Origin of the sequence: Streptomyces hundungensis (assembly GCF_003627815.1) — a bacterium.
GTDB lineage: Bacteria > Actinomycetota > Actinomycetes > Streptomycetales > Streptomycetaceae > Streptomyces > Streptomyces hundungensis_A.
Genome location: NZ_CP032698.1, coordinates 423955 through 449568, shown reverse-complemented (window position 1 = coordinate 449568; position 25614 = coordinate 423955). Strand labels below are relative to the sequence as shown.

Below are 25614 nucleotides of genomic sequence, written 5' to 3'. Positions count from 1 at the left end.
GGTTCTGAGGAGGATCCGAGTTCGGAGGAGGTCGAGTTTGGCCCGGCCATATCCGGCTCGCTTGATCAGCTTGACTCTGGTGACCTGTCCTTCGACTTGGCCTGAGATCCGGGTTGAGGAGAGGCGGCGACGACGGCGTCCTGGTCGTGGAGGAGACCGCGGGCGAACTGCTGTAGCGATGGCAAGTCGCTGTTGTGGACCTGCTCGATCCAGTCGAAGACGTCTTGCCCGCGTCGGTCGTGCATGAGGGCGGCGAAGGTCCGCACGTGCTCGACGGCTGCGTCGAGCTCGGGGCAGGCGGCCCGGAGCGCCTTGAGGCCGAGGACTTCGTGTGGCCGGAGCCGGTCGGGGTGTGTCATCACCCAGCGAAGTGCCCGCCGTGGTTTGGGCAGGGCGAGTGTGGGAGGGGCGGTCTCGAGGCCCTGCTTCAGCTGGCGGATGTATCGGTTGACGCCGGTGCGTTCTCCGAGAAATCCCTGGTAACGGACTTCTCGGAAGAGCAGGCTGGCGTTGCGGCAGCCTTGGGTGAAGCGTTCGTAGAGATAGGGCTTGTAGTCGTCCAGCAGGGTGCGTCGCTGGGTGACCTTGACCAACAACGTGTCGACGTCGCGCGCGGAACATGAACGAGCTGGTGGGGCGCCATGACATAATCTGTCAAAGTGCCACCCACCCGGTGCGTGATCAACAGTGAATGGTGCATCTTGGAAATGCAGGGTGCACCATTCTTGTGCACGTGACCGCTCAAACTTCCAGGTTCAGTGGTTCAGCTGGCGGGGGGCGAGAGCCGTGAGGAGCGTGGGAGTGTGGTTCATCGATAGTCCGTTGGCCCGCTGAGTGGACGCTTCGTTGGGATGAGAACGGCCATTCAACCGGGCCAGTTGGCGGCGACGAGCCTCGCTTCTGCTAGTCCAGCGTTGTCAAGGCGGGGAGTGGTGCCTGGGGACCGAGCGGTATCGGCCCGGTGTGCCGGGGGCAAGCGCCCGCCTGGTGTTCGTTGATCTGGTCAGGCCGGAGGTGGTATTGCGAACGCCTCGCCTGAACCTTCAACACCCCTTGTTTTACAGGGTGGTTGGGGTCTTTGGGCGGTGCTTCAGGTGCTCCCGGCTCGCGCTCGGTCTGCGCCGGGCGGGCTCACGCGAGGGTGGTGGGTGACCGGGGCCGGCGCCCCTTTCGACCGGTCGCATCCTGAGCGGCCGGGCCGAGCCCTGTGAGGGTGGTGGTCGTCATGACCGAGGTGAAGGACCGGGTCGGGAACGTCACCCGGCACCGTACGAACAGCTCGTCGCGCAGGCCAAGGACCTGATCGCACAGGTCGCCCGCGCCCAGTTCGCCCTGGGCGACATGGCCTTGGAGATCGAGCTGATGCGTCCGGGGGGTGCCTCTATGTCGTTCGTCAAGGCATTCCTGTCGGGTTTGGGGTGGTTCGGGTGGTGGGTTATGCGGCGAGTTCGGCGTGATTCGTTGTCCGGGACTCGTAGAAGGTGCCGTCGCGGAGCATGGCGAACAGGACGCTGATGCGTTGGCGGGCGAGGCGGAGGAGGGCTTGTGTGTGGGTCTTGCCGCGGGCGCGTTGCTTGTCGTAGTAGGTCCGGGAGGCGGGGTCGGCGTTCATGCAGGCGAAGGCGGACAGGAACATTGCGCGTTTGAGCTGCCGGTTGCCGCCTCGGGGTGCGTGTTCGCCGTGGATTGAGGTTCCGGATTGCCGGGTGGCCGGAGCGAGGCCGGCGTAGGAGGCGAGGTGGGCGGCGGTGGGGAAGTTGGTGCCGTCGCCGACGGTGGTCAGCAGGACTGCGGCGGTCCTGACGCCGACGCCGGGCATCGAGGTCAGGACCTGGGAAAGAGGGTGGGCCTCCAGCAGGGTGTTGATCTGGGCTTCCAGGGCCCGGCGCTGTTCGTGGACGGCGGCGAGCGAGCGGGCCAGGGACGGGACCACGATGTCGAGGGTGCCGGTGCCGGGAACGATCACGGTCTGCTCGTCCAGGGCGTCGAAGACGTCGTCGATCAGCCGTGCGGCCATGCGCGGGGCCTTGGGCCGGATCAGCTCGACGAGGCGGCGTCGGCCGGCTTTGCGCAGAGCGGCCGGGGATCCGTGACGTTCCAGGAGCCAGGTCACGGCCTGGTGGTCCAGGCGGGGTCCCAGGACCCGTTCCAGCGACGGGTGGAACTGGGTGAGCAGGCCGCGTATCCGGTTGCTGGTGCGGGTGGCCTCGGCGGCCAGATCCTGGTCGAAGCCGGTCAGGACGGTCAGCTCGGCGGTGATCTCGTCGGTCAGTTCGAGCGAGCGCAGGGTGTGGGGCATGGTTCGTGCGGCGTCGGCAATGACGGCCGCGTCCTTGGCGTCGGTCTTGGCCTCGCCGGGGTAAAGGTCGGCGATCCGTCGCATTGCCAGGCCGGGCAGGTAGGCGACGCGGCAGCCGGCGTCGCGGGCGACGGCCAGGGGCAGCGCGCCGATGGAGGCGGGCTGGTCCACGATGACCAGGACGGTGCCGAACTTCGCGGTCAGCTTGTCGAACACGGTCCGCAGCTTCGGCTCGCTGTTGGGCAGCGGCTTATCGCAGATCTTCTTCCCGGTCGGGGTGAGCCCGTGTCCGTGATGGGTGGACTTGCCGACGTCCAGGCCGAGGAACACGCCCACGTCTTCGATCTCGAACATCGCGCCCTTCCGGGGGAGTTGACGGTGCCGGCCTCGGCTCGGGTGTCGTGCTCGCGCATCCACGTTATGCAGACCTGCCGCCCGCGAACTGTCCGGCATTGCGCCGGACCGGACGGTGGCCGGACCTCTCATCAGCGTCTCCGACGAACACCCCCGGACCCGGTGACACCACCCCCCAGGTCATGCCTTCGACAGGGGGACACAGTCATACCGGGCCCGGAGGCCAGCGGCCCTCTTGCAGGACCGCGAAAAACATAACGGGGGCGGGTCGATGCCCAACGGCACGGAGGACCTGTTCACCGTCGCGGAGTCGTTGCAGATCTTCGCGGACGATATCGGCGTGGAGCGGAGCACCGTGGAGGACTGGCGCTACACCGCGCCAACCGGTGGCCCAAAGGCAATCGCAAGGAAGGGGTGTCGTTCACGGTTCACCGGATCCTGGCATCGGTCGCGGATGAGGACGAGCGGTGGGCGGCGATCGAGGACGCGCCGTTCAACCCGCGCACCGGAGCCCGGCAGTGGACGCCGGACGGCGCCAAGCGCGTGGTGGGCCAGCGGGTCGACCGCCCGGTGACGCTGGCTGAGAAGGTCGCGGCCGTCGCCGACCTGACCCGGGACGACGAGGTCGCAGCCCAGGTCGCCACCGACCTGCTGAAGCGACCCAAGGTGACCGAGTACGTCACCCCGGCCGAGAAGCGCGTCCAGGTGCGTGCTTGTCGTGATGGAGTTGCAGGGAGTGGTTGAGAGCGAGCATGATCCCGACTAGGAGCTGTCCGGTCGATCACAGAGCTCCTCAAGGGGATGGACCTGCCATGCGAGGGGTGTCATGATCACGCTGGCGTCGGGCGTGGGCCCGACCCTGCAGGGAGCGACCGTGAAGCTGTACCTCGCCATACCTCTTGTGCTGATGGCGTTGCTCATCGCTGCCTCCGGCATTGCTGCCGTTTCCCGTGGATGGGTGCTCCCCATGAACCGGCGCCATGTCCGTGCTCCCCAGCTCTACGGCTGGGGGCAGCTCGTGGTGGCCTTCGCGCTGTGCTGGCAGCTGGTGTTCGGACTGGTGATCAGCGACTCCGGCACGCGACCGACAGGGACGCTGATCGGTGGCGTGATTCTCCTGGTTGGCCTCGTAGTCATGATGGTTGGCCAGCTCGCCGGTGGGAACGGCAAGGGCAGGAACACGCCGTAGGTCTCGCCCGGGCACTCATGTTCGGAGCCAGATGACGAGGGCTGCTGCGGTTGCGGTTCCGAGGAAGACGTAGCCGCGCTTGTCGTAGCGGGTGGCCACGGCTCTGGCGTGCTTGAGCCGGTTGATCGCCCGTTCGACGGTGTTGCGTTTCTTGTACCGTTCTTCATCGAAGCCAGGTGGCCGTCCGCCGCATGACCCTTTGCGCAGGCGGGCGGCCTGGCTGTCGGTCTTCTCCGGAATCGTGTGCCGGATGCCCCGGCGCCGCAGGTACTCGCGGCACGGGCCGTTGCTGTAACCCTTGTCCGCCGCGAGGCTGTCAGGCTTCCTGCGCGGCCTGCCCGACCCGATCCGCGGGACGCGAATCTTCTCCAACACGGGCTTGAACTGCGTGCAGTCCGCCCGCTGTCCCGGTGTGACGATGAGGGAAAGCGGGCGGCAGCGGCCGTCTGCGCTCAGGTGGAGCTTGGTGGTGAACCCGCCCCGCGAGCGGCCCAGGCCCTCACCTCCTGCACCACCTCCACCAGGCGGGCGACGAGGCTCTGCCACGGCGTTTCGCCCTGGTGTTCTGCCGCTGCGTCCCCCTTTGAGGCGGGAGCCGGCGGTGGTTCGGTGCGGGCGCCAGCGGCGTGCTGATGCGCCCGCACGATGGTGGAGTCAACCGAGATGTCCCAGTCGATCTCTCCGACCGCATCGGCCTCGGCCTGGACCTGCTGGAGCAGGCGTTCCCAGGTTCCGTCGGCCGACCACATGCGGTGGCGTTCATAGACCGTCTTCCACGGGCCGAACCGTTCAGGCAGGTCACGCCACTGAACGCCGGTCCGCACCCGGTGCAGAATCCCGTCGATCACCTGCCGATGGTCCCGCCACCTGCCACAACGCCTGTTGCTGACCGGAAGGAACGGTCGCAGCCGTTCCCACTCGGCATCCGTCAAATCGCCCCGCCCCATGTCCACATCAACGACACAGGCGCGGAGTAGTCACATGATCGACCGGACAGCTCCTAGCTCATATACCAGTTGGTCGGGGTCGGTATCCGGCGGCAGTTCGCCAACGGTGACCGCGTGACGGATGTGGATGCTCAGGTCACGGCGCCAGAGTGAGTCCAGGCCGGCGATGGCATCACGCACCGGTCCGCTGCGGCCGTCGAACTCCGCCGCTTCGGCGGTACTGATCATTTCAGAATGAGGTTCGCAGGCGTCGCAAGCAGATGATGCTGCGGTCCTCGCGTTCGAGCGCAAAGGCCAGGACCGCGGTCTGGTAGTCCATGACAAGAAGAGCGGTGGGGGTGGGGTCAAACACGTGGACAGTGCTCACGCGAGCGTTTCTCCCTAACGGCGCGGCCTCGTCCAATGGACGGCTGCGTTCTGAGGATGGCGAGTTGTGGTGCGTCACGAGTGGTTGCGGGACAGTTCCGTCCTGTGCTGCGACGCCCGGTCCTGTCGGGGAAGCAGGAGTGGTGTGGTCAAAATGCGCAGTCCTGCGACCGTGAGTGCAGTGCGTGGGCTGATGATGGCGGTGAGCAGCCCGGCGAGTGCGGTGAGGATGGCGATGGCTGCCTGCTGGTCCGATCGACCAGGCGGCCAGGGAGCGGGCGACGAGATGCTTGGAGCTGTGTTCGAGCCGGTAGGTGGCTAGTTCCGGGCTGTACAGCCTCATGTTGCTGATGATCGCCAGCTCGACAGCCATCACAGTCAAGACGTCGGCCACGCCGGGACGGACGAAGGCCACGCGGCAGTCAGACGGTACGCAGGGCCCCGGTGGTCTGGGGCCTGGATCGACTTGCGCCGCCCGTCCAGCTTCAGCCCCCGCGGAAAGCAGTGGCCCTTGGTCCGCTGGTACTTGCGCGGCTCCGAGGCGAACACGTCCGCCACGAACAGCGCCAACGTCGCCCGACACGCATCACTTCATGTGCGTCCGCCTGTCCTCCTCCCTCCGAAACAGACCCGCCTGGAAGACCTGACGGAGTCCTCTTAGCGGAGTTAAGTCATCCGGTAAGCGCCGTATTGGGTAGGAGTCGAGCAAGAAGATGAGGGAAAAGACTGCTTGCATGCGGCAGTGACGCGGTGTCCCGCAGCGCAGATGATTCCCCCCATCACAGTTCGATCAGTTCGATCACGGAGACAGAGACTCATGCGATCCACCCCTCGCGCCGCCCTGCTCATCGCTGCCGCCGCCCTGGCCCCGGCGCTCGCCGTAGCGACCCCGGCCGTCGCCGCGGGTACGCCGGCCCTGACGTCGTCGACCGCAGCGGTGTCCTGGACACCGACGGCCGCCACCTCCGAGGACGACGACCGCGTCGCGGTGGCCCGCATCCTGGGCACGGCTCAGCAACACGGCGACAGAGCCGTCGTCCGCGAAGCCAACAAGGCCCTCGACGCGGGCACCCCTGAGGTATTGCGCGCGTTCCTGGACACCGGCTACCGCCTGGCCCAGGCCGAGGACGACAGCGTCGCCGTCTCCCGCATCCTCGGCATCGCCCAGCAAAACGGCGACCGCGCCGTCATCCGCGAAGCCAACAAAGTCCTGAACATCCACACCCCCGAAGCCCTGCGCACCTTCATCACCACGGGCTACCGCATCGCCCAGGCCGAAGACGACAGCGTTGCCATCTCCCGCATCCTGGCCAGGCCGGGCATCAGTACTGCCCTCCGCGCGGCGTGCAACAAGGCGCTCGACGGCACCCCGGAGGACATGCGGTACTTCCTGGTGACCGGCCAGTACCACGTGGGCGACTAGCAGGTTGCCGATCGTCTGGTGAGCGGGGCGCTCGGCCATGAGCCTGCGTCCCGCGTCGTCACCGGCGACAGCGCACGCAGCCCCGCCCCAACCCAAGAGCGCGCGGGTAGTACCGTGCGACTAACGAGTTGATGTGTGATTGCGGTGGGCACGCTCTGCTGGTGCATGCATGGTGTGGCCGTTCGTTCCGCCCACCACGTTCCGCAACCGGTCGGCGACCTGAACCTCCGTGGCATCCAAGCGCAGTTCGACGCCTTTGGCCCGGACCTAGGAAAACACATCTTCCAGCGTGCGAGGCCGCAGGCCGGGCTGGTCAGGAACGGCGAAGCCCCGTTCCGCCGGCAGCTGACGCACTTCAGCGACAGCCCGAGTGACAGTAGAGCGATCACCACCGAACAACACACCCATGACTGCATGGGGCAGATCGTGCCGCAGACGGATAAGCGTGGACACCAAACGGTCCACGAAGACCAGCTGATGCCGGGCCCCGGCTTCCCGGTGCACGCTTCCTGGCTCCGCCCCTCGCCCGGACTTTCCGCCATCAGGAAGCCAGATGCGATGTCGAGGTCTTCGTGGACAACGGATGCGCCAAGACCGAAGCGATGTGACCGCAGCCCGCGCAGCGAATATCGCCGGTTGTTTTCGCCACCTCGACCCGGTTGAAGCCCTGCTGGACGACGACTGTCTGGCCCGGTTCGCGACCACCCCGTTCAGGCCGTCCCCCCCAGAAAGCCATGACCCGGAGCCCTGCCTACGGACCAACGGCCGCAGCGGATCGCCCACTTCAGCCCTGTCACGCCAATGGTGCTGATCCGTGGCCCGGGCGAAGGCGGCGAGGAGCGTCTCGTACACCCCGGTCGTCGGCGCGGTCTTGTCGGCGACCAAACGAGCGACGGGCCGGCAGTTCGAGATGCCGCGGACCAGTTCCGCATTGCCGATCAGGGCCGGAGCGCTCGCGCCGACGGGCCGGGCGGCGACGTAGCTATCGGCGACGTACGGGGGGTGCCAGCGCTGGATCGGATGGACCCGGGCCGCCTGGTCGGAGCCCGCGCGCAGTACCAGGAGCGTGCCGTCGTCGAGGAGGGCGTGCCCGTGGCAGGGGAGCGGGGTCGCGACCGCCTTGCGCATGATGTTGTACGGCAGGAGCAGGCTGCGGCCCTCAACGCGGGCGCGGAAGACGTACAGAAGGTCCTCCCCGTTGGGGGGCGCAGCATCCGAAAAAGCGACGCCGAGGAATTCACCCGTCGTGTCGCCCCGACCCGACCGTAGCCCGCTGTAGTGCCGAAACGCAGAGTCACGGCCGGGACGCGTTTCCGCTTCCCGGCATGCGGCCCACCCCCGTGTCCCCCCGTATGGCCATCCTGACCGGAGGCACGCCTGTTCGCATTGCCGCATTTGCGGCAATCTTCATGCACTCGTGATGCCGGGTGCCGACGCAGGGTGGGGGTCTGGCACCCTTGATGCCGCCGCGTCAAGGAGACGTCGGCGAGGCGTCAAGAGCCGGTATCGGCACATCAAATCTCAGGAGAGCCAGTGGCAGGCAGGGACATATCGGAGGACTACCTCGATGGCTACGACCGCATCCTCTCTGAGGTCGGCGCCACAGGCCGCCGGCTCACCCGCGACGAACTGGAGTCGCGCCGCGTCTTGGGGGAGCGGGCGGCGAAGGCCGGACACGGGCTACGTGCTGTGGTCCGTCAGCATCTGGCGATGACCCGGGCGGCCTGTCCCGACCTCCCGCGTGCCTCCTTCGGCCGCGTCCTCAGCGCGCTCGACCAGGTCGTCGATGCGCTGGCCGAGGGACACGAGCGTGCCCAGCTCCTGGCATTACGCCACGAGGAGGCGGCCCGCCGTGAGTTCATCGACGACCTGCTGTACGGACGCAGCGACCCCGGCACCCTCGCCGAGCGCGCGGAATGCTTCGGACTGCTCCTCTCGCACACCCATGCCGTCGCCGTGGCCGCCGGACCGGAGGCGTACGACGACGCGCACCCCGTGACGCAGAGCGTGGAGCGGGCGCTGTTCGGCCGCTTCGGCAACCGCCGCATCCTGTACGTCACCAAGGACGGTCGGCTCGTCTGCATCGCACCAGCAGACCAGGACGAGGTGCTGCTGAATTTCGCCAAGCAGGCGCACGCCGTGACCGACGGCGGACGGGTCGCCATCGGCCGGCCCCAACCCGGCACGGGCGGCGTCGCCCACTCGTACGAGGAAGCGCTCAACACCCTCGACCTGGCCCAGCGGATGAACCTCGACGACCGGTACTGCGAGCCGCGGACCTGCTCGTCTTCCCGGTTCTGACCCGCGACCGACAGGCCATGGCCGACCTCGTACGCAGCGTACTGGTCCCGCTGCAACAGGCCCGAGGCGGAGCCCAGCCGCTGCTGGAAACCCTCACCGCCTACTTCGATTCCGGTTGCGTCGCGGCCGAGGCGGCCCGTCGGCTCAGCCTGAGCGTGCGCGCCTTCACCTATCGCCTGGAGCGCATCCAGCACCTCACCGGTGCGAACCCCGCCGATCCGGTGCACCGCTACACCTTGCAGACCGCTGTCATCGGCGCCCGGCTGCTCGACTGGCCCGCGAAAACACTCTGACGCACGTCGTGCTGGCGTGCCCCGGCAGGGATTCGGTCCTGCTCGTGCCGGTGTGCGGCCCCCCCGAACGGGCAAGGTCTGAAATGGCCCGGCACCCGCGCGGGAGGCGATTGCCGCGGTCCCCGACTGGGTGACCCGGCGAGAGCCCCGAGCGCGGATTGTGTCGGTCTCCCGGGTGGTGGTGCGGTTGCACGGGGAGAACGACGTGAGCGCAGTTGGGACGCTCACCCGTCGGTTGCAGCATCATCTGCGGCCAGGAGTAGCCGCGTTGGAGCTGGACCTTGCGAAGGCCCAGCATCTGGGCGGCGGCACTGTGGCCTTTGCAGGGCACCGGGCACTCGGCGAAGTCCCCGTCAGTGCTGGGCAAGCGCTTCCCGCAACTTTGTCAACTGGGCTTTCACGAGGGTAGGGGACACCTCGCCCGGAGCACTCCTCTCCGAGGTGTCCTGTTCCTCGAAAACCGCGAGTACGGTTCCCGTCCGAACCAGGGTGAGTGCCCAGCGGCCACAGCGGAATGCCATCGACTCATCTTTCACGGTCGGTGCAAGGACCTTGCTGACCGTACCGAACTCCCGACCGTCGACGAGGTTGAAGCGGGAGCACTCGTCCACCGCGGAGCGGAGAGTTTCGAGTACCTCATGCGCCTCCTTGTCCGAACCGTAGGCGTCGAGATAGACGTGATACCAGTCCTCACGTCCGCCTCCGAAGTCGTACATCTCCTGACCCGTCCTGGCCCTGCGGGCCACCTGCGGACTCGTGCTGTAGATATCGGCGATGGGCTGGCAGTCCGGCACATCCGCTTTCGCCGGCTTGCCTGCCTGCTGCATCGCTCTTCCTTCGCCTCGCAGCTCATAGGTGCTGGGCAGATCCAGGCGGCTGAGCGAGGCGAGCTGGAGATCCTTCGCAGTTAGTACCGCCGGGGCTGACCCGGTCGCTGAGCCGCCGCCGCTCTGCGTGTCACTGCACGCCGAGACGAAAGTCAGGGTGCAGATGGCCAGTGCTAATCCTGCATTCCGGACACGAGTGACACGCATGGATCCCCCAAAGTGGTGAGCAGCCAGGCACGCATCATCTCGCGCCCCTGACGCCCCGGGAAGACGGCGACTATCAGGATGCTCAGTAGCTGGTGCGCTCCACAAACGTGTCATGGATCGATCGCGGCCTCAGGCGCACGGATCCGTACCATCGCCTGGCTGTTATCAGGTCTGTGGTTTGGGTTCGGGTGGCAGACGTCCTGTTGGTCACCGGCCGCGGCGGCAGAGCCCGGGCGCTCGGTCCGGCTGTCATCGGCTGGGACGTCTGCCCGTCGCAGGAACGATTCTCCGGGTGTGTGCCGGACCACCCCTCCACTGTTGAGAAGCGGCCCCGGAGCACCTGGTGGTGCGACGGCGGAGGGTGGCCGCATCCGTATGAGATGCGGGCACCCTCGTCATAGGCTCCGCAGCGGAAGTAGCGGTGTGTCCCTGCCCTGTTTCGTGATGCAGTCCCAGCGCCAGGGATGCCCCGGAGCGTGTCCGGTACCGGCGCGCTCTGAGGGGGCATGAAATCGCCGCCAACGCCGGCTTGGCGGATCCGCCTGTTCACACGCGCACACCCGGCCACGACCACCCTGGCCGCCGCCGGCCGTCTTCAGCCCGAGCCTGACCAACCCCGCTCCGATCAAGGGGCGGGACACACAGATCCCGCAGACTCGCACCCGGCCCGTTCTCGGAGCGCTCAACTCAGCCCGGCGTCTGCTCACCCCTATCCCTGCCGTGACGCACTGGCACCCCTGACCGCCGGCCCTGGGGCCTCACATCACACGACACGAGCACGGGAAGGAACTCAAGCCGGCACGTGTCAGACACGAGCAATCTGCGCGTGTTCCGGTCAAGCGCGCTGACTTCGGGGACGTCCCCGACCGGTGCCCGGGGCCGGATGCTGCGATGGGCTGTGTGCTGATCCCTCGAACTGGTAGCTCACGACGGCGAGATGCAGTCGGCCTCATGGGGCCCCACTCGCCGAAAGGACAGTAAAGCAAGGCCCGGAGATGTACCCCAGGCCTCGCTGTCCGGCGTCGTCTTACGTTCCGGCGTACGGATCGGGCTCCCCGGTCCAGGGATCCAGGCCCTGCTTCCGTATGCGTCGCTCCTCGTGTTCGTTCAGGTAGGACGCGGTCGGGATGTTCCAGAGGGAGAGGTCGCCGAGGGGGCACTTGGTGAAGTCCCCGTGCAGGATGCGGGCAAGGAATGCCACCATCCCGCAGTCGTAGCCGCGCCAGAGTCCGTCGTCTCTGTTGCGGACGAGGACCGGCCAGGTGCTCGGGTCGTCGGGAGTGGCGTCCCAGCACAGGAGGTCCGAGTTGGCGTCGGCACCCCAGGCGATCAACTGGGGGTTCGCGTCGTGCAGTTCCTGCGCCTTTTCTTCCCTTTCCCACAGGGCGCAGGCGTTCTCCGTTTCCAGGAGCATGCCTCCGTACGGGGATGCCGGCGGGGTGCCCTTGCACTCGGGCAGTTCGATCACCAGGTAGCTCTCGATCGTCCCCGGCCCGTACAGCCCCATGAACTGCCGGTAGTCAGGCGGGAACTCTTTCCCCCAGGACTCCCTCATCCGGGACCAGTCGACTGCCATGCCGCACTCGGCCGGAGGCGGCATACGCAGTTGCAGCCTTTCCCATTCTGTGACGAGATCTCTTTTGGGGTCTTCTGTCTCCACGGTGCGTCCCTCTCAGGCTTCGGATCCGGTGGGAATTTGCCGGTTGGTGTGCTGGTCGTTGAACATCCCGAGGTTCCGGCCCGCGAGAGTGTTCGAGACGAAGACGTTGATCTCAATTCCCGGACCGCCGCCCGGTGTTATGCCGTACGCGCTGATCCTGAATCCGATCGGCACGGTCCTGCGGCCACTGTAGGTCGCCGTCACCCGGTAGAAAACGTCCTGCCCACCCCTGACAGCGTCAGCTACATCCCTCTCGTATTTCTTCATGTTGTTGTCGCCCTGCTGGGAACCGGTCTGCCAGTCGTTCGCGCCCCGTGCGCAGGTAGCCAGGTTTCTCGGGTCGGTTCCTGAGCCGCTCAACTTCTTGCCGAGAAGATGGCAGGCATTGATGTTCTGATTCACGGGAAGGGCGCCGAGGTGAGCTGCCGTGCGCCCCGCCCAGTCGTATCCCGGAGGCTTCGTTATCTTGATCCTGGTCTCCGTGCCCGGGTGTTCGTCGATGTAGGACTGGGTGAGGCAGGCCGTTATTCCTGTAGCGCGGTTTCCGTTCCTCTTGTCCACGTCTTCGAGCTCGGCCCAACCACACTTGTCCTTGTTGGCGGTCCCGGTTCCGTCGGGTTGTGGCGCCAGCCTCCGGTGCTCCGGCACGCCGGCCTGGTCCGGGAGATGAGGCTTGGCGGCTCTGGCGAGCGCGATGATGGCCTGGAGCTTGTTGTACTGGGCCCGGGCCTTGTTGAGCGTGTCCAGGAACTTGGGTAAATCGCGTGCCAGGTGGTCCAGTTGTTTCTTGAGGCGGTAGGTTTTCTTGAAGGCACCAACGCCGAGCAGGGTCTGGCCGGCGTCGGCTAGGGCTTCGATACAGCTGCTGAAGTCGTGGTCTTTGACGCATTCGAGGATCGTGTTGATGCCAAGGGTGTTCAGGGACGCCTCATAGCCATTTACCTTCATCCAGTCGGTGACGCTGGTCTCGAGGATCTTTTTGGCGTCTCGGTACTCCTGAAGACAGTTCTGTCCGGGCGGGCAGTTTTCGTTGAGGAGTTTTTCGTCGAGCTGTTCCTGGATGGGGTCGGCGGGTCCGCCGATGCGGGTCCAGTCGGTGCCGGTGCCGTTCCACTGGTAGGTGGTGCTGTGGTCGGGGCTCAGACCGTAGAGGTGGGTGTCGCTGACGGCGAAGGTGGCGCCGGGGCCGCCGACTTCGGTCCACTGGTCGGGCTGGCCCTCGTATTTGTAGAGGTGGCCGGTGTCCGGGTTGGTGGCGAAGAGTCCGGCACCGCCTGCGTAGATGTTCCCGGCGGGCCCGCCAATCCGGGTCCAGGTGGTGCCCTTGCCGCTCCATTCGTAGACGGCGCTGTGGTCGGTGGCGATGCCGTAGAGGCGGTCGTGACCTGAGGCGAAGGTGGCGCCGGGGCCGCCGACTTCGGTCCACTGGTCGGGTCGGCCGTCGTACTTGTAGATGTGGCCGGTCTCGCGGTTGGTGGCGAAGAAGCCTGCGCCGCCCGCGTAGATGTTCTTCGCCGGGCCACCGATCTGGGTCCAGGTGTCCCCGTGCCACTCGGCTACTCCCGAATGGTTGGCAGGCAGGTGGTAGAGGCTGTCGCCGCTGACCGCGAAGTCGCCGCCGGCGTCTGAGATCGGCCCCCAGGGAGACGACCCGTCGGATCTGTCGTTGTACTTGTTGATCAGCCCGGTGTCGGGGTTGGTGGCGAACACCCCGAGGCGGCCGGCGTAGACCGCCATGGCGGGGCCACTCAGTTGCCTCCACCCGTCCTGTTCGCGATGCCACACGCCGCTCTGGTCGACGGCCAGCATGTAGAGCTCATCCTTGGCGGTGACGGCCAGCGAGGTGGCCGTGCCGTCCCCCTCCGCCGGGGCGTCGGCGGAGGGGGCTTGCGCGCCTTCTGGTTCGGGGTCGTCCTGTGGTTCTGGTGTGGTGGGTGCCGGGGAGGAGGCCGACGCCTGCGGCTGTTCGGCCCGAGGAGCTGCCGGGGCGACAGGTGCGCCGAGGCTGGCCCAGTCAGTGCCCTGACCGTTCCATTGATGGACGCTGTTGCCGTCGGGTGCGAGCCCGTACAGGCGGACGTTGCCGACGGCAAAGGAGCTGCCCGCTTCGCCGACGTGGTCCCAACCATCGGGCTGCCCGTTGTACTTGTAGATGTTGTGGGTGTCGGGGTTGGTGGCGAAGAGGCCTGCGCCGCCGGCGTAGAGGTTCTGGGCGGGTCCGCCGATCCTGGTCCAGTCGATGCCGGTGCCATTCCATTCGTAGACGGCGGTGCGGTCGGGGTTGAGGCCGTAGAGGTGGTCGCCGGTGACGGCGAACTCCGCGCCCGCGTTGCCGGTCTCGGACCATTGATCGGGCTGGTCGTTGTACTTGTAGATGCGGCCGGTCTCCCAGTTGGTGGCGAAGAGGCCTGCGCCGCCGGCGTATAGGTCCTGGGCGGGTCCGCCGACCTTGACCCAGTCGGTGCCGGTACCGGTCCATTCGTAGACCGCGGTCCGGTCCGTACTGAGCCCGTAGAGGTGGTCGCCGGTGACTGCGAACTCCGCGCCAGGATTGCCGATCTCGGTCCACTGGTCGGGTGCGCCGTTGTACTTGTAGATCTTGTGTGAGTCGCGGTTGGTGGCGAAGAGGCCTGCGCCGCCGGCGTACAGGTCCTCGGCGGGTCCGCCGACCTTGACCCAGTCGGTGCCGGCGCCGTTCCACTGGTAGACGGCGCTGTGGTCGGCGGCGAGCGCGAACACCTCGTCGTCGCCGATGGCGGCCACGGACACCAGCGGTATCGGTGTGGTGGCGGTGTCCGTGGCCGCGGCGGGCACGGTGGACATCAGACCCGCCGTTACAGCGCCGGCGACCATGAGGCTGATCCGCTTGACGAACGCGGGTTGCTTACCTCTACGGGGTGGGGATGGAGGGCGGCTGCGGGACAGGAGACGGATCACGGGATGCTCCAGGGTTTGTCTGGGAAGCGCTGGAGTCCCACGGTGTGACCTGATCTGATTGTCCATCAACAACGCACTTGTACGTCCGCAGGTAGAGGGGGTGCGGACAGCGGACAACGCGGACAACCACGAGGGGGATTCAGGGTGGTGAAGGCAGGCCGTCCGCAAGGCGGACCCAAGGGCCAGAGCGATGAGGCCAATGAGTTGGCGCTTTTCGTGCGGACGGTGACGAAGGATTTCACGGTCCGGGAGCTGGCCGAGCGATACAAGATCAGCAAGACGAGCTGGGGTGAATACCGTTCCGGGGCAAAGCTGATTCATCTGCACTTACTCAAGCGGCTGGTCCAGGAGTTACTGAGGTTGAACTCGTGGTGTCGTAGGGGCTGACTACTTGTCGCCCGTGCGGTATCACCGGGGCATGCGGTATCCACAAGGGGGCGGGCTGACGGCCGAACGGCAGCAGTTTCGCGAGGAGTTACGGCTCAAGGCGGCCGAGAGGTTCGCGCAGGGCGAGGCGAGCTCGGTGATCGCCAAGGACCTGAGGGTCAGCGTCCGCTCGGTGCAGCGATGGCGACAGCTGTGGGACGAGGGCGGTCCGCGGGCTCTGCGGTCACAGGGGCCGGCTTCACTGCCGAGGCTGAGTGAGAAGCAGTTCGCCCAGTTGGAGGCGGAGCTGGCCAAGGGGCCGGCCGCGCACGGCTGGGAGGATCAACGCTGGACTCTGAGCCGTGTGAAGACGGTGATCGGCAGGCGCTTCCACCTGACCTACACCGTCCAGGGCGTGCGCAAGCTGCTGGTGCGCAACGGCTGGTCCTGCCAGGTGCCGGCCCGCCGGGCGATTGAGCGGGACGACGAGGCGGTGGCCGGGTGGGTCAAGGAGGTGTGGCCCTGCGCGGAAGACTCGCGGCGGCCCGTGGAGCCTGGCTCGTCTTCGAGGACGAGGCCGGTTTCTCCATGACGCCGCCGCAGGCCAGGACCTGGTCGCAGCGCGGCCGGACTCCGGTGGTGCGGGTGCGGGGCCGATCCCGCAGACGGATATCCATCGCGGCGCTGACCTGCTACAAACCCGGACACCGGTCCCGGCTGATCTACCGGCCGCGCCGGGACGACGGCCGACGCGACGGACGCAAGAGCTTCTCCTGGCGCGACTACCGCGACCTGCTCATCGCAGCCCACCAGCAGCTCGGCGGCCCGATCGTGCTCGTCTGGGACAACCTCAACGTCCACAAGGCCGCCGGACTGCGGGAGTTCGCCGAAGCCCGGGACTGGCTGACCATCTACTACCTGCCGCCCTACGCGCCCGATCTCAACCCTGTCGAAGGGATCTGGTCCCTTCTGCGGCGCGGCTGGCTCTCCAACGTCGCCTTCAGCACCCCCGAACACCTCGTCCAGCGCATCCGACGCGGCTTACGGCACATCCAGTACCGCAGCGAGCTCATCGACGGCTGCCTCGCCGAGACCGGCCTGAGCATCAGACCCACCTGAGCAACGACACGACACCACGAGTTCAACCTCAGTAGTACGCGATGAACGCACCCGCATCCAGCACTGGGAAGACGCTCAACGCCTCCACGCCGCGGCAGTTGCCGCACAGCAGCCCATGCCCCCGGCGGACGGTGCGGCATCCGATCGGGGGGTGACGGCCTGGGAAGCGGTGGAGCAGGCGACGGCGACCTTGCGGGACACTGAGCGACTCGTCCATCTACTCCTCGGCATCATCGCCGGTCTTCAGAGGCAACTCGCCCCCGCCGAGGGCTCATCGTTCGCCAGCGCCGGCGTGCCGTCTGGCCGGGAGGGTCAGACGCCGGCGGCGGCACGAGACCTGGAGGAAGCCGAAAACCGGCTGCTACAGATCCGTCTCGTACAGAGCGCGGTGACCCGCGTACGTGACGAAGCGGCCTCCTACGACACCGGCCCCGCGGCTACGTCACCGACCCCCGCCGATCCGGCCGGGGCGGAAGAACAGACCGCAGCGCTGCCGGCCCGCTACACGGCTGCTTCCCGTGAGGCAGCCGCGATCCTTCTCGTTTCCCGCGCCGCACTGGTCGAGCAGTACAACGCCGTCCGGCAGCTCAGCGCCAGGTCGGTACAACAGGGCACGGCGCTCTACTTCCAGTCCGCATCCCCGAACACCCCGGCTCTCCCCGCCCCACCCCGCACCGGTTCTCCCCGCGCAGGCGGCCCACGCCGTTCTTGGCGACGCATGCTGGTCATAGCGACCGCGCTGGCGCTCACCGCGGTCGTCTCCGGGACCACGGTCTTCACCGTGCTCGCCCTGCGCCACGAGCAGCCCCCGGCAAGCGGCCCGGTGAACAACCCCGCACCTGTGGCCACCACTCCTTCCACGGCACCGGCCCGCACCCCGAGCCTGAGCCCGTCGCCCTCGCCTTCACCGTCGGCAGCCCCGTCGGACTCCACACCCAGCGCGCCTTCCGCCAGCACCCCCGCCCCCGCGGCGGTGCCGAAGGACTACATCGGCGCCTGGGAAGGCGAGTTCACCGAGCCCGGCGAACGGTCCCCCTCCCTGCGACGCATCGTCCTGCGCGCAGGCACCGTGGGAACCGCGGCGGCCAACATACTGACGTTGTCCCGGAATTCTCTGTGCCAGAGCCAGGGAACAGTCAGTTCCGCGGGCACACTGCTCGTCATCACGCCAGGAACGGCCACCGCCCCCTCCACGGGCCCCTGCGCCCAGACCGGTGACATCGTCCTGCGTGGCAGGGACGCCGACACGATCACCTGGAAGTCGCAAGACATCACCACCACCTTGCGCCGCGCCACCTCCAGCGACCATGCCGTGCCCGCACAATTCCTCGGCACCTGGCGGGCCCAGGACGGAAACGACCCGACCTCCTCCGTCCGCATGACCATCCTGCAAGGGCCCCTCGGCCAGGCCCGCGCCGAGTTCGCCTGGGACGGAGATGCCCACCATTGCAAGGGCGTCTCCATCCTCGCCTTCACCGGTAACGGACTGAAGTTCGGCCCCGAAGCGGTCACCGCATCAGAGCCCGCCGGGTTCTGCACCCAGACACCGAGCCGCATCATGTCCGAGCCGCACAACAACACAATGCACGTCGAATGGTTCACTCCCCCCGACGGCGCCCAACCCCGGGCCTTCACGTTCAGCCCGACAGGCTGACCGATCCTGTGCGCGGCGGAGAAACAGCACGACAAGCCGCTCCCTCAGTTCGTTGTCCGCGTCGTCCACCGCTCCACACCGTTTTGCACTCAAGGAGATCCGAGCGCAACAAAGCCCTTCTCCGCGCGGTAATCGCGGCCTGTGCGAGCTCTATCCGGGACCCGGGGGGGAATCGGGAGATGGGCAATCCAAGCAGCGGCTGAAGATTGCCCCGGCTACGACGACTCCGAGTACGACAACTAATCCCTGACGAGCACGGCCCACGCCGACCTTCGAGGGAGGAAGGCGCTGGGAGTCAGTCGTCCTTGACGGTGCCCTGCTCGGTCTCGCTGCTGCACTTGTCGTAGGAGCTTGGGAATCCGTGTTGGATGACCAGACGGTAGGAAGTCGGGAAGAAGGTGCAGCCTTGGCTGTTCCATTGGATTGCACCAAGGGTCCAAAGGATCATCGCGATGAGTGCGATCCAGCCGCCCACGCTTTGCGGCGTTCGCGACCTGCCAGGACCATCGCTGCTCTCAGGGAGGAGGGGCCGTCCCTCCTTGGGAGGTCGCCAAGGGTGCTTGCTGTCCCGCGGGCGCCAGCCGCCCTCGCCGTTGTTCGCCATCTACCGATTGTTGATGCCGAGAAACCCGTACGCCATAGGCAGGAGCCCACCAGTCCCAGCCACGTTGAGTGGGGCGGCCGAGTTCTGCACACGGACGCAAGGCTCTATGCCGAGCTCCGTCTCCGCCATCTCCACCCCGGGCAACGCCCGGGCAGTGAGATACCCCTGCGGCCGGTTGCGCCACGAACCCGTACCGGCCGCCACATAGTTCGGCAGGAGAGCGGGCCAAGAGCCTAGGGTCTGCCCGCTCACCAGCGTGATGCCCCAGCTCAGAACCTCGGGCATCACACCCCAGTGCGTGTAGAGCCTGGGGCGCGGTGCCGCTGGTCCCAGGAAGCGAAGGACCCCGGGCCGTCCAGCGTGCCCGGGTCCTGTCCGCCTGCGTCACACCGCTCCGACTTCCTGGCCGGACGGCGTGATCTGTTCTCCAGTCGTCGGGTGCGCTGTCCACCTGAGCGGTCGGCAGGCCGTGGTAGTGACGCTTGCCCGGAAGTATGGAGCCGTCAACAGCCTGAATAGTGAACCGACTTGAGGAGTTCCGGCAGGGGTGGTCTGATCTTGGTGCTTGCGCTGATCTGGTTATTCATCGCGTGGGTCCCGGCGCGATTCCCGTCACTCGATCCGGCGTGGGGATGGGGTGTCCTGGCTCTCTCTGCACTCCTCATCATTTTCTACGCTCGTAACAGTCAGTGGGCGGCCCAGACCGTCGTCATAGTCATCGCTGTGGCTCCGGGAGTGATCGTGACTCTGCTACGGATGAGAAGGTGGACCAGATGAGTGTGAAGCTGGGCGTACCACGCTCAGCGCGACGTCCAGGAAGTCACTGTCGTCCGGCCAGTGCCGCTCACCGGGTGCGGCAGCGGTCCACGGGCAGCGTTCCGCGGCCATCAGGACGTCCTTCGCGTCCAGCTCCACGGCCGGGGCCGGGCCGGGTCTCCGCCGGGGCCTCTCGCTGGGGCGGGGGAGGGCGGCTGCTGGAGGTGGGCGAGGAGCATGGCGCTGGAGGCGGCGCGCCCGCGCCCCGTGGTGGCGGTGGTGTCGGCGATGCGCAGCAGGTAGCTGGCGACGTCGCGGACTCCGGCGAACCAGCCGTCCTCGAAGCGCTGCTCGGACCCGTGCGGGGCGCTGCTCTCGGAGATCCAGGTGTGGGCGCCGGCCACCGCCCCGGCCTCCAGCTTCGCCACGATGTCGTCGGCCTGCTCATATCCGATGCCGACGGCGGCCCAGGGGAAGACCGTGAACCGCGCGTCGGTGGCCTCGTGCTGGTGGTGGCTGATGCGGGCCAGCTCCTGGCCGTACGCGTCGGCGTCGTACTGCTCGGTGCTCACGCGGTGCCTCCCTTGTCGTGGTGGGTGCGGTTGGCGACCCAGTCCGGATCGCGTACGGGCGTCGGTGCTCGGGTCTCGGTGGCCGGGGCGCGCATGATGCGCCAGCTGGTGCGCGGCGCGGTGACGGCGTGGACCAGGACGACGACGGCCTGGCGGGCGGCGCCGTGCCGCCCCGAGAGCTGCTGTCCATGCTCGGTGCGGCCCTGAGCTACCTCTGGGATGAGACGAACCGCAAGCCGTTGGCCGAGCCATTCCCGTTCGTGCGGTGATACCTGCATTCCGGCTCCGAGGTCTGGCTGACCGCCGGCCCACTCATGCTTACGCAGGTCCACCCCGCCGAACGCCGTGGCTTGATTGCACTCCCGCTCCTTCGCCAATGAACAGACACTGACGGTGCATGGCGCCTTCGACGTGCTGGAGGCGGCCGCGAGCGGAGTATGCACTGCCACGCTGGCCCGTGGCGCAGCCCCAGCACTGGCGCACGTCGGTTTTCAATGTGTGGCCGTCGTACTGGCACAGGCGCCGGTGAACGATCCCCGTTACTCCGCCGGGCACTGCCAGCAGCAGTGCTCAGCCCATGGCGCAGCCACAGCGCTGGCACACGCCAGCCGGAACCGTGGATGGGACGAAGCCGACGAGTACCAGAGGATCGGGTTGATCGCCCGCGCATACACGCAGGCCCGAGTTTCGAGGTCGGTGGTGCGCCGTCAGAGCGCGCTACGTCAGCTCCGATTGCGGGATTCGATCAGGCCAATTTCTTGCACATCGCGGTGAGTAGAGGTGGGAGGAGCGCGTGTCGGGCTGCCTCTTCCGCTAGATGCCTCAAGACCGCAAGGCTAGCGGTGAACGGCGGGTAGCTGAGGCCTCCGGTTCCGCCGGCGACGCAATCGAGGGGCTGTCCTGAGACAGTCTGGATCTCGATCGTCAGGAGTGATTGGTGTTGTGGCGTCCGTCGTTGCTGTGAGCTATTTGTGCGGCACATGACACATCCTGGTCGTCAGGACTCGTGTCACGTACGTCCCTCCTCAGGCGTACTTTCCGCGTCCTCCGCGTCTGGAAACCGGGCGGTGGTGGCGGGTGCTCTAGTTCCGTGAATGACACAGAAGCAGGGGGTTGTGACATGACGATTACTCGCAGATGGGCCGCTCGATCGGCTCTGACTGTGGCCAGCGCCGCTCTGGCCCTGGGCGTGGTGGCGGCGGGCTCCGCCGTCGCGGATATGGACCTCTACCAGTCCGGGGCGGTGCATTCCTGGAGGACCGGGCGGCTCGCCGATGTGGCGGCGGTACAGGACACCGCGAGGGACGGGAACGAGGTGTCAGGAGAAGAGTTGCAGCACAACCGCCAACGGCCACATCAAGTACTGCTTGAGCCGGTGCCAGCCGGTGCAGTAACGCTTCACGCCCCACCGGCCGCGTCGAGTGACCGGCCGCTGGCACCACCGGCACGGCCGACTGTCGTTCGTCCCCTCCATGGCCGTGACTTTAGCCGCCCCCCTTTGCGCTGAATGCGCCGGCCCCGCTGGTGCCGCCCTGAGGTGCGGCGGAAACGCGGGGAGTTCGGATGAGGCTCGGCCCTCGGGCTCCGTGAGGGTGGAGCGGCCCCCGCGAGGCGCGGATCAGTGCTGGTCGAAGACGTAGCCGTGTCCTTCTCCGGCTGGACAGGCAAAGATCCGGAAGTCGCCCCACCTGCCCACCGTGATCCCGGTGGTGTGGTCGCTGGCTACGGTGAACAGCAGGTGGCACGGGGCGCCGCAGGTCAGGCACAGGATGTCGTACGGGTCGGTCAGGTGCCACGTGGGCCACCCGCCGAACTTGATCCCGGCCACCCGGGTGATGACATCGCTTCCGTCTCCGGTCGCCTTCGCGTACTCCTGTACGGACTTGATGAGTTCTCCGTCCAGCAGGGTCTGTGGGTGGGGAAAGTCGATGAGGGGCACGGGGGTGAGCGTGCACGGCACCGGGGTGTATCCGTAGTCAGGGTCCTCCTGCCGAACGGGCAGCGGGGGTGAGGTGAGTATGCGTTTCACGTCTGCGCTGTCGCGCCAGCGGATCTCCGCGACCGGGCTGACGTCGGCATGCGGAGCCGGCGGATCCCAGTGCACGTTGGGGCACCACAGGAGCTGAAACACATCCTTGCCCTCGGGCCACCAGTCGCCCGGTGCATCCCTCCGGTACACCTGCGCCACCGCCACCATGGCGGTCGCCGGCGTACCGGAATCAGACTTCTCGTCCGGGAGGTCGCAGCACGGCCACGCCTCGTCGGCCGGCCAGAGCAACGGCCCACCCACGGAACTCTGGTGGACGGCCGGTTCTTCCGGTGCGGGGGCCAGCACCACGGCCGGCAAGGCGTACGGTGCGAGTCCGGGCTCAGCGGCGAGGATGTCCTCCGCGCAGGGCCTGGTTGTGTGGGGCTGATCCATGGCGGGAGAGTAGCCAGCCCCTCCGGCAACGACGCTGAGCGGGTCCGCCCCTCTTGGGCGAACTTCGGGGTCCGCAGGCGCAGGTGGTGGTAATGCCGGCTCGGCCACGGCGGTGCGCCAGAGTGAGCGCGGTGGCAGCGCCTGACAGGGGGCAGGGGGCAGGGGGCAGGGGGCAGGGGGACCTGGGGGGTATGGTGAGCCATGAGGTCCTCTCGGCCGGCGCGGCACCTCACCGCGTGAGCGGAGCCGCCGACAGCGATCCGTGGCGTGGGCCGGCCATCCCTTCGGTGGCTGAGTCACTGGCCGGCCCTGCGCGATCCACAGCGCCTCGCGCAACTCGTCGTCGGCGAAGACCCGCAAGGGGGCGGAGTGCTCCAGCCACTGCTCCAGTAGCCGCACCGCCCGCTTGGGCGGGTTCAGGCTCTCCTTCGCCGTCCGCCGGAAATGTGGCCGGCCCGCGTCATCCTCGCCGAAGCCCGCCGTCACGACGTGCTGATCCTGCCCGGTACCCGATCGCCCCTTGCCACCCGGCTGGAAGACCGGCCTGCGTGGCAGGTAGGACCGAGGGGGCATGGGTCACTACGTCAGCAGCATGAAGCTCTGCGGCGGCTGGATCTGACGCCCCGTGCCCTGACAAGGGCGGGTTGGGATTCCAACCCGCCTGTTGTGGCTTTTGTGCAACGTTCCGTGGCGAGTCCGGAGTATGAGGGCTCGACCGAACGGGGATGACATCTGGGTGAGAAACAGGGGGTACGGCAACGGTTGGTACCGCCGGCGGCTGCCCCAGTGGTTACGGGGGCTGCTCGTCCTCGCAGCAGGATGGGGAGTCCTGCTCTGCGGTCAGCAGGTCGTTGAAGGCTACGGAGCGACCATGCAGTACCGCGACGCACCGGACTGCCCGGGTGGGGGCCGGAGCGGAGACGGGGAACTGTGCGTGCGGCGCGAGGCGGGTACGGTGCTCGACCGGCGGACGGGTGAGCGCTGCACGTCCAACGGCACGAGCGGCGGCACGACGGGAGGCATCACCACCGGAGGCATCACGGCCGGAGGCGGTATGAGCACCGCCGGTGGCGCCATCGGCGGTGCGACCGCCGCCGGCGGCGGAGACGGCGGTACGACCTGTACGACGTACTACAGCCTGAAGATCCAACGGCCAGGAGGCTCAGCCTGGTTGGGCGTGAAGTCGCAGACATACGACGACGCCAGGAGGAGTGATCACGCCGAAGTCCGGCTGTGGCAGGGGGACGTCGTGGAGCTGAGGGTTCGCGGCCACGTCGACTCCTACGCGCCCTCCTCACAGCAGGCGGTTCTCCCATGGATCGCGCTGGGCTGCCTGATCCTGGCGGGCGGCGCATGGGCATTGCTGAGCGGGCGGCCCTCTGGCCTCTTCGCTTTCCCCAACTTCGGCTTGCTGTTCGTGGTCGTTGGGGTCGGCTGGCTCGGCTCCATGGCACTGTTCGGCGGCCACCCCGCGGTCTGGGCGTTCGCCGTCGTGTGGACGGGCTTCGCGGTCCTTTGGACCGTAAGTGCCTGGCGGGACGGCTAGGAACTGTCCGGTCGATCATGTGATGACCGCGCGCCCGCTTGTTAGGTCGAGTTCGGGGCGGGTGATCTGAGAGGACGAGTGACGTGGACAGGGTTCCTGTCCGGCATAGAACACGCTCTGATCGTCGATGGCGCCGGCGGATCCAGGCGACACGAGCGAGTCCTTGCCCTCCCTCGCGATCCCGTCGCTCCACCTCTTGTAACCGGCCGCCGCCGTCTCGGCACTGGCGAACGCCTCGGTCGCGAAGTACGCCTTGTTGACCGAGCCCGGATCCGCACCGATGTGGGCGTGGTGGATGTCCCGTCCGCCGTGCATCACCGGGGAGCTGGGCCGCGTCGACTCGTACAACCGGGTTATGTGGCGCGTGAGTTGGGGATCCGCGGCGAAGGTGGCGGCCACCTGGCGCTCCGTCTCGTCCGTGCTCGCGCTCGCCGGATCGAGGGCCTGGCGGCCCCAACGCCGCGACAGGGGAGAAGGCGATAGCTGCCGGCCTCGCCGAGTACGGCCTGGCCGTCACCGAGACCCTGGCGAACTGGAACGCCGCCCTCATGGACTGGGACGTCGAGGTCGCCCACCCCATCGACAAGGTCCGCAGCGTCATCTCCGACGCGGTGCTGTATCGCCCGAACCGTGGTGCTGAGGTCGAGTTCGTGGAGGTCGACCGCTTCACGATGTCGATGTCACGGCTCGTCGAGAAGCTGTTCGCGTACGCGGCGTACAGCCACGCGACCTACCAGGAGGGCGAGTGCGGAACGATTGGCACCACGCGCCTGCTGTGGCGACAGCGGTACCGGCGCAGCGATGGGGCGGGTTCCCCGTCGTGCGCCTGCTCCTGGACAACGGCGACGAGGACACGCTGAACCGGCGGGCCGCGCGGCTGGAATGGCGGATACCGGGACCGCCGCGACTACGTCTGGAACAACAACGGCGTCGAAGGGGTCCGGTTCCAATCGGATTGGGCTCTGTCGTTCATGCCGAGGCGTGCCTCGGCTGCCTGCTGAAGGGGCCAGCCGGATCCGTCCGGTTGGCTTCTTCAGCCGATGCGGCGGTCCCGCAGCTGGCACCCGCCCATGCACCGGCTGCGCATGTACGTGAGGCCAATGCGAACAACTCTCGGGAGCGGCACTCATTGACGTCACGTACGTGAGCGCTGTGGTGCAGAACCGTTCAGGTGGCTCGGCGTAGCGGGACGACGACGTCCTCGCCGGTGCCTTTTGCGCTGAGCCGGTAGTAGCTGATGTGCGCCGGGCACTCGGATTCCTCCAGCCAACCGGCCTCTACGGCCTGGCGCGGGATGCGGGAGAACACGGTCGGGGACATGCCGACCGGTTGGCGAGTTGGGCGCTCGTCTCGATGACCGCGCCGGCGCGGTCGGTTGGGGTGCCTCGCGTGCAGCATGACGACCAGGCGCTGGGGGGCCGTCATGCCTGTGGTGCGGTGGAGGACGTCCACGAGCTTGCACTTGTCGTTGTTGTTGACTGGGCCTCCCACAGCGTAGGGGGTTGTTGAGGCCACGGTTCCTCGGCAGCGGGAGGGCCAGCCCGTCCGGACCTCGACCTCACGCATGGCAGCTGGTCAGCAGCCTGTCACTCCAACCGGGTGCCTCAATCGAGCTGCGCCACCGCGTCGAAGCCTTCCACGTCCTGCATCCATTGTCGTGTGGAAACTTTTCGGTCGAGTTGTCGCTCCCCAGAGTCCTTGTTCTTTGATCATCTCACCCCTTCCATATCCATTCATCCCTATCCATCCGTGGAAGGGGAGGGGCTGATTCC

General features: G+C 67.4%; 22 protein-coding genes and 6 pseudogenes. 9 read left to right on the top strand and 19 right to left on the bottom strand.

Annotated elements, in window-relative coordinates; translation table 11 throughout:
- Nucleotides 1-65: 65 nt before the first annotated feature.
- On the bottom strand, nucleotides 66-596 hold the full coding sequence (locus tag DWB77_RS02125) for a transposase (protein WP_162952353.1): 531 nt from the start codon (nucleotides 594-596) through the stop codon (nucleotides 66-68).
- 839 nt (nucleotides 597-1435) lie between these two features.
- On the bottom strand, nucleotides 1436-2653 hold the full coding sequence (locus DWB77_RS02120) for an IS110 family transposase (RefSeq protein ID WP_120719616.1): 1218 nt from the start codon (nucleotides 2651-2653) through the stop codon (nucleotides 1436-1438).
- Between the two features lie 414 nt (nucleotides 2654-3067).
- Between DWB77_RS02120 and DWB77_RS02115 the strand changes: the two genes are divergently transcribed.
- Nucleotides 3068-3397 (top strand): DUF6192 family protein, encoded by a 330-nt coding sequence (locus tag DWB77_RS02115; protein WP_216826814.1) that lies wholly within the window; start codon nucleotides 3068-3070, stop codon nucleotides 3395-3397.
- An 82-nt stretch (nucleotides 3398-3479) separates the two neighbouring features.
- Nucleotides 3480-3842: a hypothetical protein gene (locus tag DWB77_RS02110; protein ID WP_246033332.1), complete on the top strand. Its 363-nt coding sequence runs from the start codon at nucleotides 3480-3482 to the stop codon at nucleotides 3840-3842.
- A 15-nt stretch (nucleotides 3843-3857) separates the two neighbouring features.
- Here the strand turns inward: DWB77_RS02110 and DWB77_RS02105 are convergent.
- The 5 genes and pseudogenes from DWB77_RS02105 to DWB77_RS38635 all read right to left on the bottom strand — a co-directional run.
- Nucleotides 3858-4789, bottom strand: a protein-coding gene (locus DWB77_RS02105; protein WP_428985093.1) for an IS5 family transposase whose coding sequence is annotated in 2 segments (ribosomal slippage) — nucleotides 3858-4409 and nucleotides 4412-4789 — 930 coding nt in all. Because the reading frame shifts where the segments join, the coding sequence is not laid out codon by codon here.
- A 30-nt stretch (nucleotides 4790-4819) separates the two neighbouring features.
- Nucleotides 4820-5017 (bottom strand): TetR family transcriptional regulator C-terminal domain-containing protein, encoded by a 198-nt coding sequence (locus DWB77_RS02100; RefSeq protein ID WP_246033359.1) that lies wholly within the window; start codon nucleotides 5015-5017, stop codon nucleotides 4820-4822.
- Between the two features lies 1 nt (nucleotide 5018).
- The gene (locus tag DWB77_RS37525) at nucleotides 5019-5156 is read right to left on the bottom strand and encodes a hypothetical protein (protein ID WP_162952352.1); all 138 of its coding nucleotides are present in this window, start codon (nucleotides 5154-5156) and stop codon (nucleotides 5019-5021) included.
- A 74-nt stretch (nucleotides 5157-5230) separates the two neighbouring features.
- Nucleotides 5231-5570 (bottom strand): annotated as a pseudogene (locus DWB77_RS38640) (MFS transporter); the annotation flags it as partial.
- A 20-nt stretch (nucleotides 5571-5590) separates the two neighbouring features.
- Nucleotides 5591-5742 (bottom strand): annotated as a pseudogene (locus DWB77_RS38635) (IS701 family transposase); the annotation flags it as partial.
- A gap of 230 nt (nucleotides 5743-5972) precedes the next feature.
- On the opposite strand from DWB77_RS38635, the gene DWB77_RS02085 reads away from it, so the two are divergent.
- The gene (locus DWB77_RS02085; RefSeq protein WP_120719615.1) at nucleotides 5973-6578 is read left to right on the top strand and encodes an ALF repeat-containing protein; all 606 of its coding nucleotides are present in this window, start codon (nucleotides 5973-5975) and stop codon (nucleotides 6576-6578) included.
- A gap of 187 nt (nucleotides 6579-6765) precedes the next feature.
- Here the strand turns inward: DWB77_RS02085 and DWB77_RS38230 are convergent.
- Nucleotides 6766-7116 (bottom strand): annotated as a pseudogene (locus DWB77_RS38230) (transposase family protein); the annotation flags it as partial.
- Between the two features lie 275 nt (nucleotides 7117-7391).
- Nucleotides 7392-7973: pseudogene (locus DWB77_RS38225) on the bottom strand (DNA repair ATPase); the annotation flags it as partial.
- 138 nt (nucleotides 7974-8111) lie between these two features.
- Between DWB77_RS38225 and DWB77_RS02075 the strand changes: the two are divergent.
- A pseudogene (locus tag DWB77_RS02075) lies at nucleotides 8112-9172 on the top strand (PucR family transcriptional regulator).
- Nucleotides 9173-9525: 353 nt separating this feature from the next.
- On the opposite strand, the gene DWB77_RS02070 reads toward DWB77_RS02075, so the two are convergent.
- The 3 genes from DWB77_RS02070 to DWB77_RS02060 all read right to left on the bottom strand — a co-directional run bounded on the left by DWB77_RS02070 (nucleotide 9526) and on the right by DWB77_RS02060 (nucleotide 14689).
- Entirely contained in the window at nucleotides 9526-9999 is a 474-nt protein-coding gene (locus DWB77_RS02070) for a hypothetical protein (RefSeq protein ID WP_120719614.1), read from the bottom strand.
- 1234 nt (nucleotides 10000-11233) lie between these two features.
- Complete coding sequence (locus DWB77_RS02065) at nucleotides 11234-11782, bottom strand: hypothetical protein (protein WP_162952350.1); 549 nt, start codon at nucleotides 11780-11782, stop codon at nucleotides 11234-11236.
- Between the two features lie 96 nt (nucleotides 11783-11878).
- Nucleotides 11879-14689: a DNA/RNA non-specific endonuclease gene (locus tag DWB77_RS02060; RefSeq protein WP_162952349.1), complete on the bottom strand. Its 2811-nt coding sequence runs from the start codon at nucleotides 14687-14689 to the stop codon at nucleotides 11879-11881.
- Nucleotides 14690-14947: 258 nt separating this feature from the next.
- On the opposite strand from DWB77_RS02060, the gene DWB77_RS02055 reads away from it, so the two are divergent.
- The 3 genes from DWB77_RS02055 to DWB77_RS02040 all read left to right on the top strand — a co-directional run bounded on the left by DWB77_RS02055 (nucleotide 14948) and on the right by DWB77_RS02040 (nucleotide 17942).
- On the top strand, nucleotides 14948-15190 hold the full coding sequence (locus tag DWB77_RS02055; protein WP_162952348.1) for a hypothetical protein: 243 nt from the start codon (nucleotides 14948-14950) through the stop codon (nucleotides 15188-15190).
- A 31-nt stretch (nucleotides 15191-15221) separates the two neighbouring features.
- A protein-coding gene (locus DWB77_RS39565) for an IS630 family transposase (protein ID WP_428985090.1) occupies nucleotides 15222-16288 on the top strand; the annotation gives its coding sequence in 2 pieces (ribosomal slippage) (nucleotides 15222-15665 and nucleotides 15668-16288; 1065 coding nt in all).
- Between the two features lie 151 nt (nucleotides 16289-16439).
- The gene (locus DWB77_RS02040) at nucleotides 16440-17942 is read left to right on the top strand and encodes a hypothetical protein (protein ID WP_120719610.1); all 1503 of its coding nucleotides are present in this window, start codon (nucleotides 16440-16442) and stop codon (nucleotides 17940-17942) included.
- A gap of 295 nt (nucleotides 17943-18237) precedes the next feature.
- Here the strand turns inward: DWB77_RS02040 and DWB77_RS37515 are convergent, their stop codons facing one another.
- The 4 genes from DWB77_RS37515 to DWB77_RS02015 all read right to left on the bottom strand — a co-directional run bounded on the left by DWB77_RS37515 (nucleotide 18238) and on the right by DWB77_RS02015 (nucleotide 22296).
- On the bottom strand, nucleotides 18238-18546 hold the full coding sequence (locus DWB77_RS37515) for a hypothetical protein (RefSeq protein WP_162952347.1): 309 nt from the start codon (nucleotides 18544-18546) through the stop codon (nucleotides 18238-18240).
- Nucleotides 18547-19433: 887 nt separating this feature from the next.
- Complete coding sequence (locus DWB77_RS02025; RefSeq protein ID WP_120719607.1) at nucleotides 19434-19874, bottom strand: hypothetical protein; 441 nt, start codon at nucleotides 19872-19874, stop codon at nucleotides 19434-19436.
- Nucleotides 19871-20152 carry a hypothetical protein gene (locus DWB77_RS02020; RefSeq protein ID WP_120719606.1) on the bottom strand — a complete coding sequence of 94 codons (282 nt, stop codon included), beginning with the start codon at nucleotides 20150-20152 and terminating at the stop codon, nucleotides 19871-19873. The genes DWB77_RS02025 and DWB77_RS02020 overlap by 4 nt, the downstream gene beginning before the upstream one ends.
- A 1340-nt stretch (nucleotides 20153-21492) precedes the next feature.
- Nucleotides 21493-22296 carry a hypothetical protein gene (locus DWB77_RS02015; RefSeq protein ID WP_246033358.1) on the bottom strand — a complete coding sequence of 268 codons (804 nt, stop codon included), beginning with the start codon at nucleotides 22294-22296 and terminating at the stop codon, nucleotides 21493-21495.
- A gap of 736 nt (nucleotides 22297-23032) precedes the next feature.
- Here DWB77_RS02015 and DWB77_RS38630 point away from each other — a divergent pair.
- Entirely contained in the window at nucleotides 23033-23842 is an 810-nt protein-coding gene (locus DWB77_RS38630) for a hypothetical protein (protein WP_246033357.1), read from the top strand.
- Between the two features lie 15 nt (nucleotides 23843-23857).
- On the opposite strand, the gene DWB77_RS02005 is transcribed toward DWB77_RS38630, so the two are convergent.
- Nucleotides 23858-24241 (bottom strand): hypothetical protein, encoded by a 384-nt coding sequence (locus DWB77_RS02005; RefSeq protein ID WP_120719605.1) that lies wholly within the window; start codon nucleotides 24239-24241, stop codon nucleotides 23858-23860.
- 80 nt (nucleotides 24242-24321) lie between these two features.
- Here DWB77_RS02005 and DWB77_RS02000 point away from each other — a divergent pair, with 80 nt between their 5' ends.
- Entirely contained in the window at nucleotides 24322-24702 is a 381-nt protein-coding gene (locus tag DWB77_RS02000) for a replication-relaxation family protein (RefSeq protein ID WP_120719604.1), read from the top strand.
- 47 nt (nucleotides 24703-24749) lie between these two features.
- Here DWB77_RS02000 and DWB77_RS39560 read toward each other — a convergent pair.
- Together DWB77_RS39560 and DWB77_RS01995 are read right to left on the bottom strand one after the other, a co-directional pair.
- Nucleotides 24750-24860 (bottom strand): annotated as a pseudogene (locus DWB77_RS39560) (hypothetical protein); the annotation flags it as partial.
- A 149-nt stretch (nucleotides 24861-25009) separates the two neighbouring features.
- A complete protein-coding gene (locus tag DWB77_RS01995; protein ID WP_342777904.1) occupies nucleotides 25010-25333 on the bottom strand; it encodes a replication initiation protein, RepL2 in 324 nt (107 codons plus the stop codon).
- Nucleotides 25334-25614 lie beyond the last annotated feature (281 nt).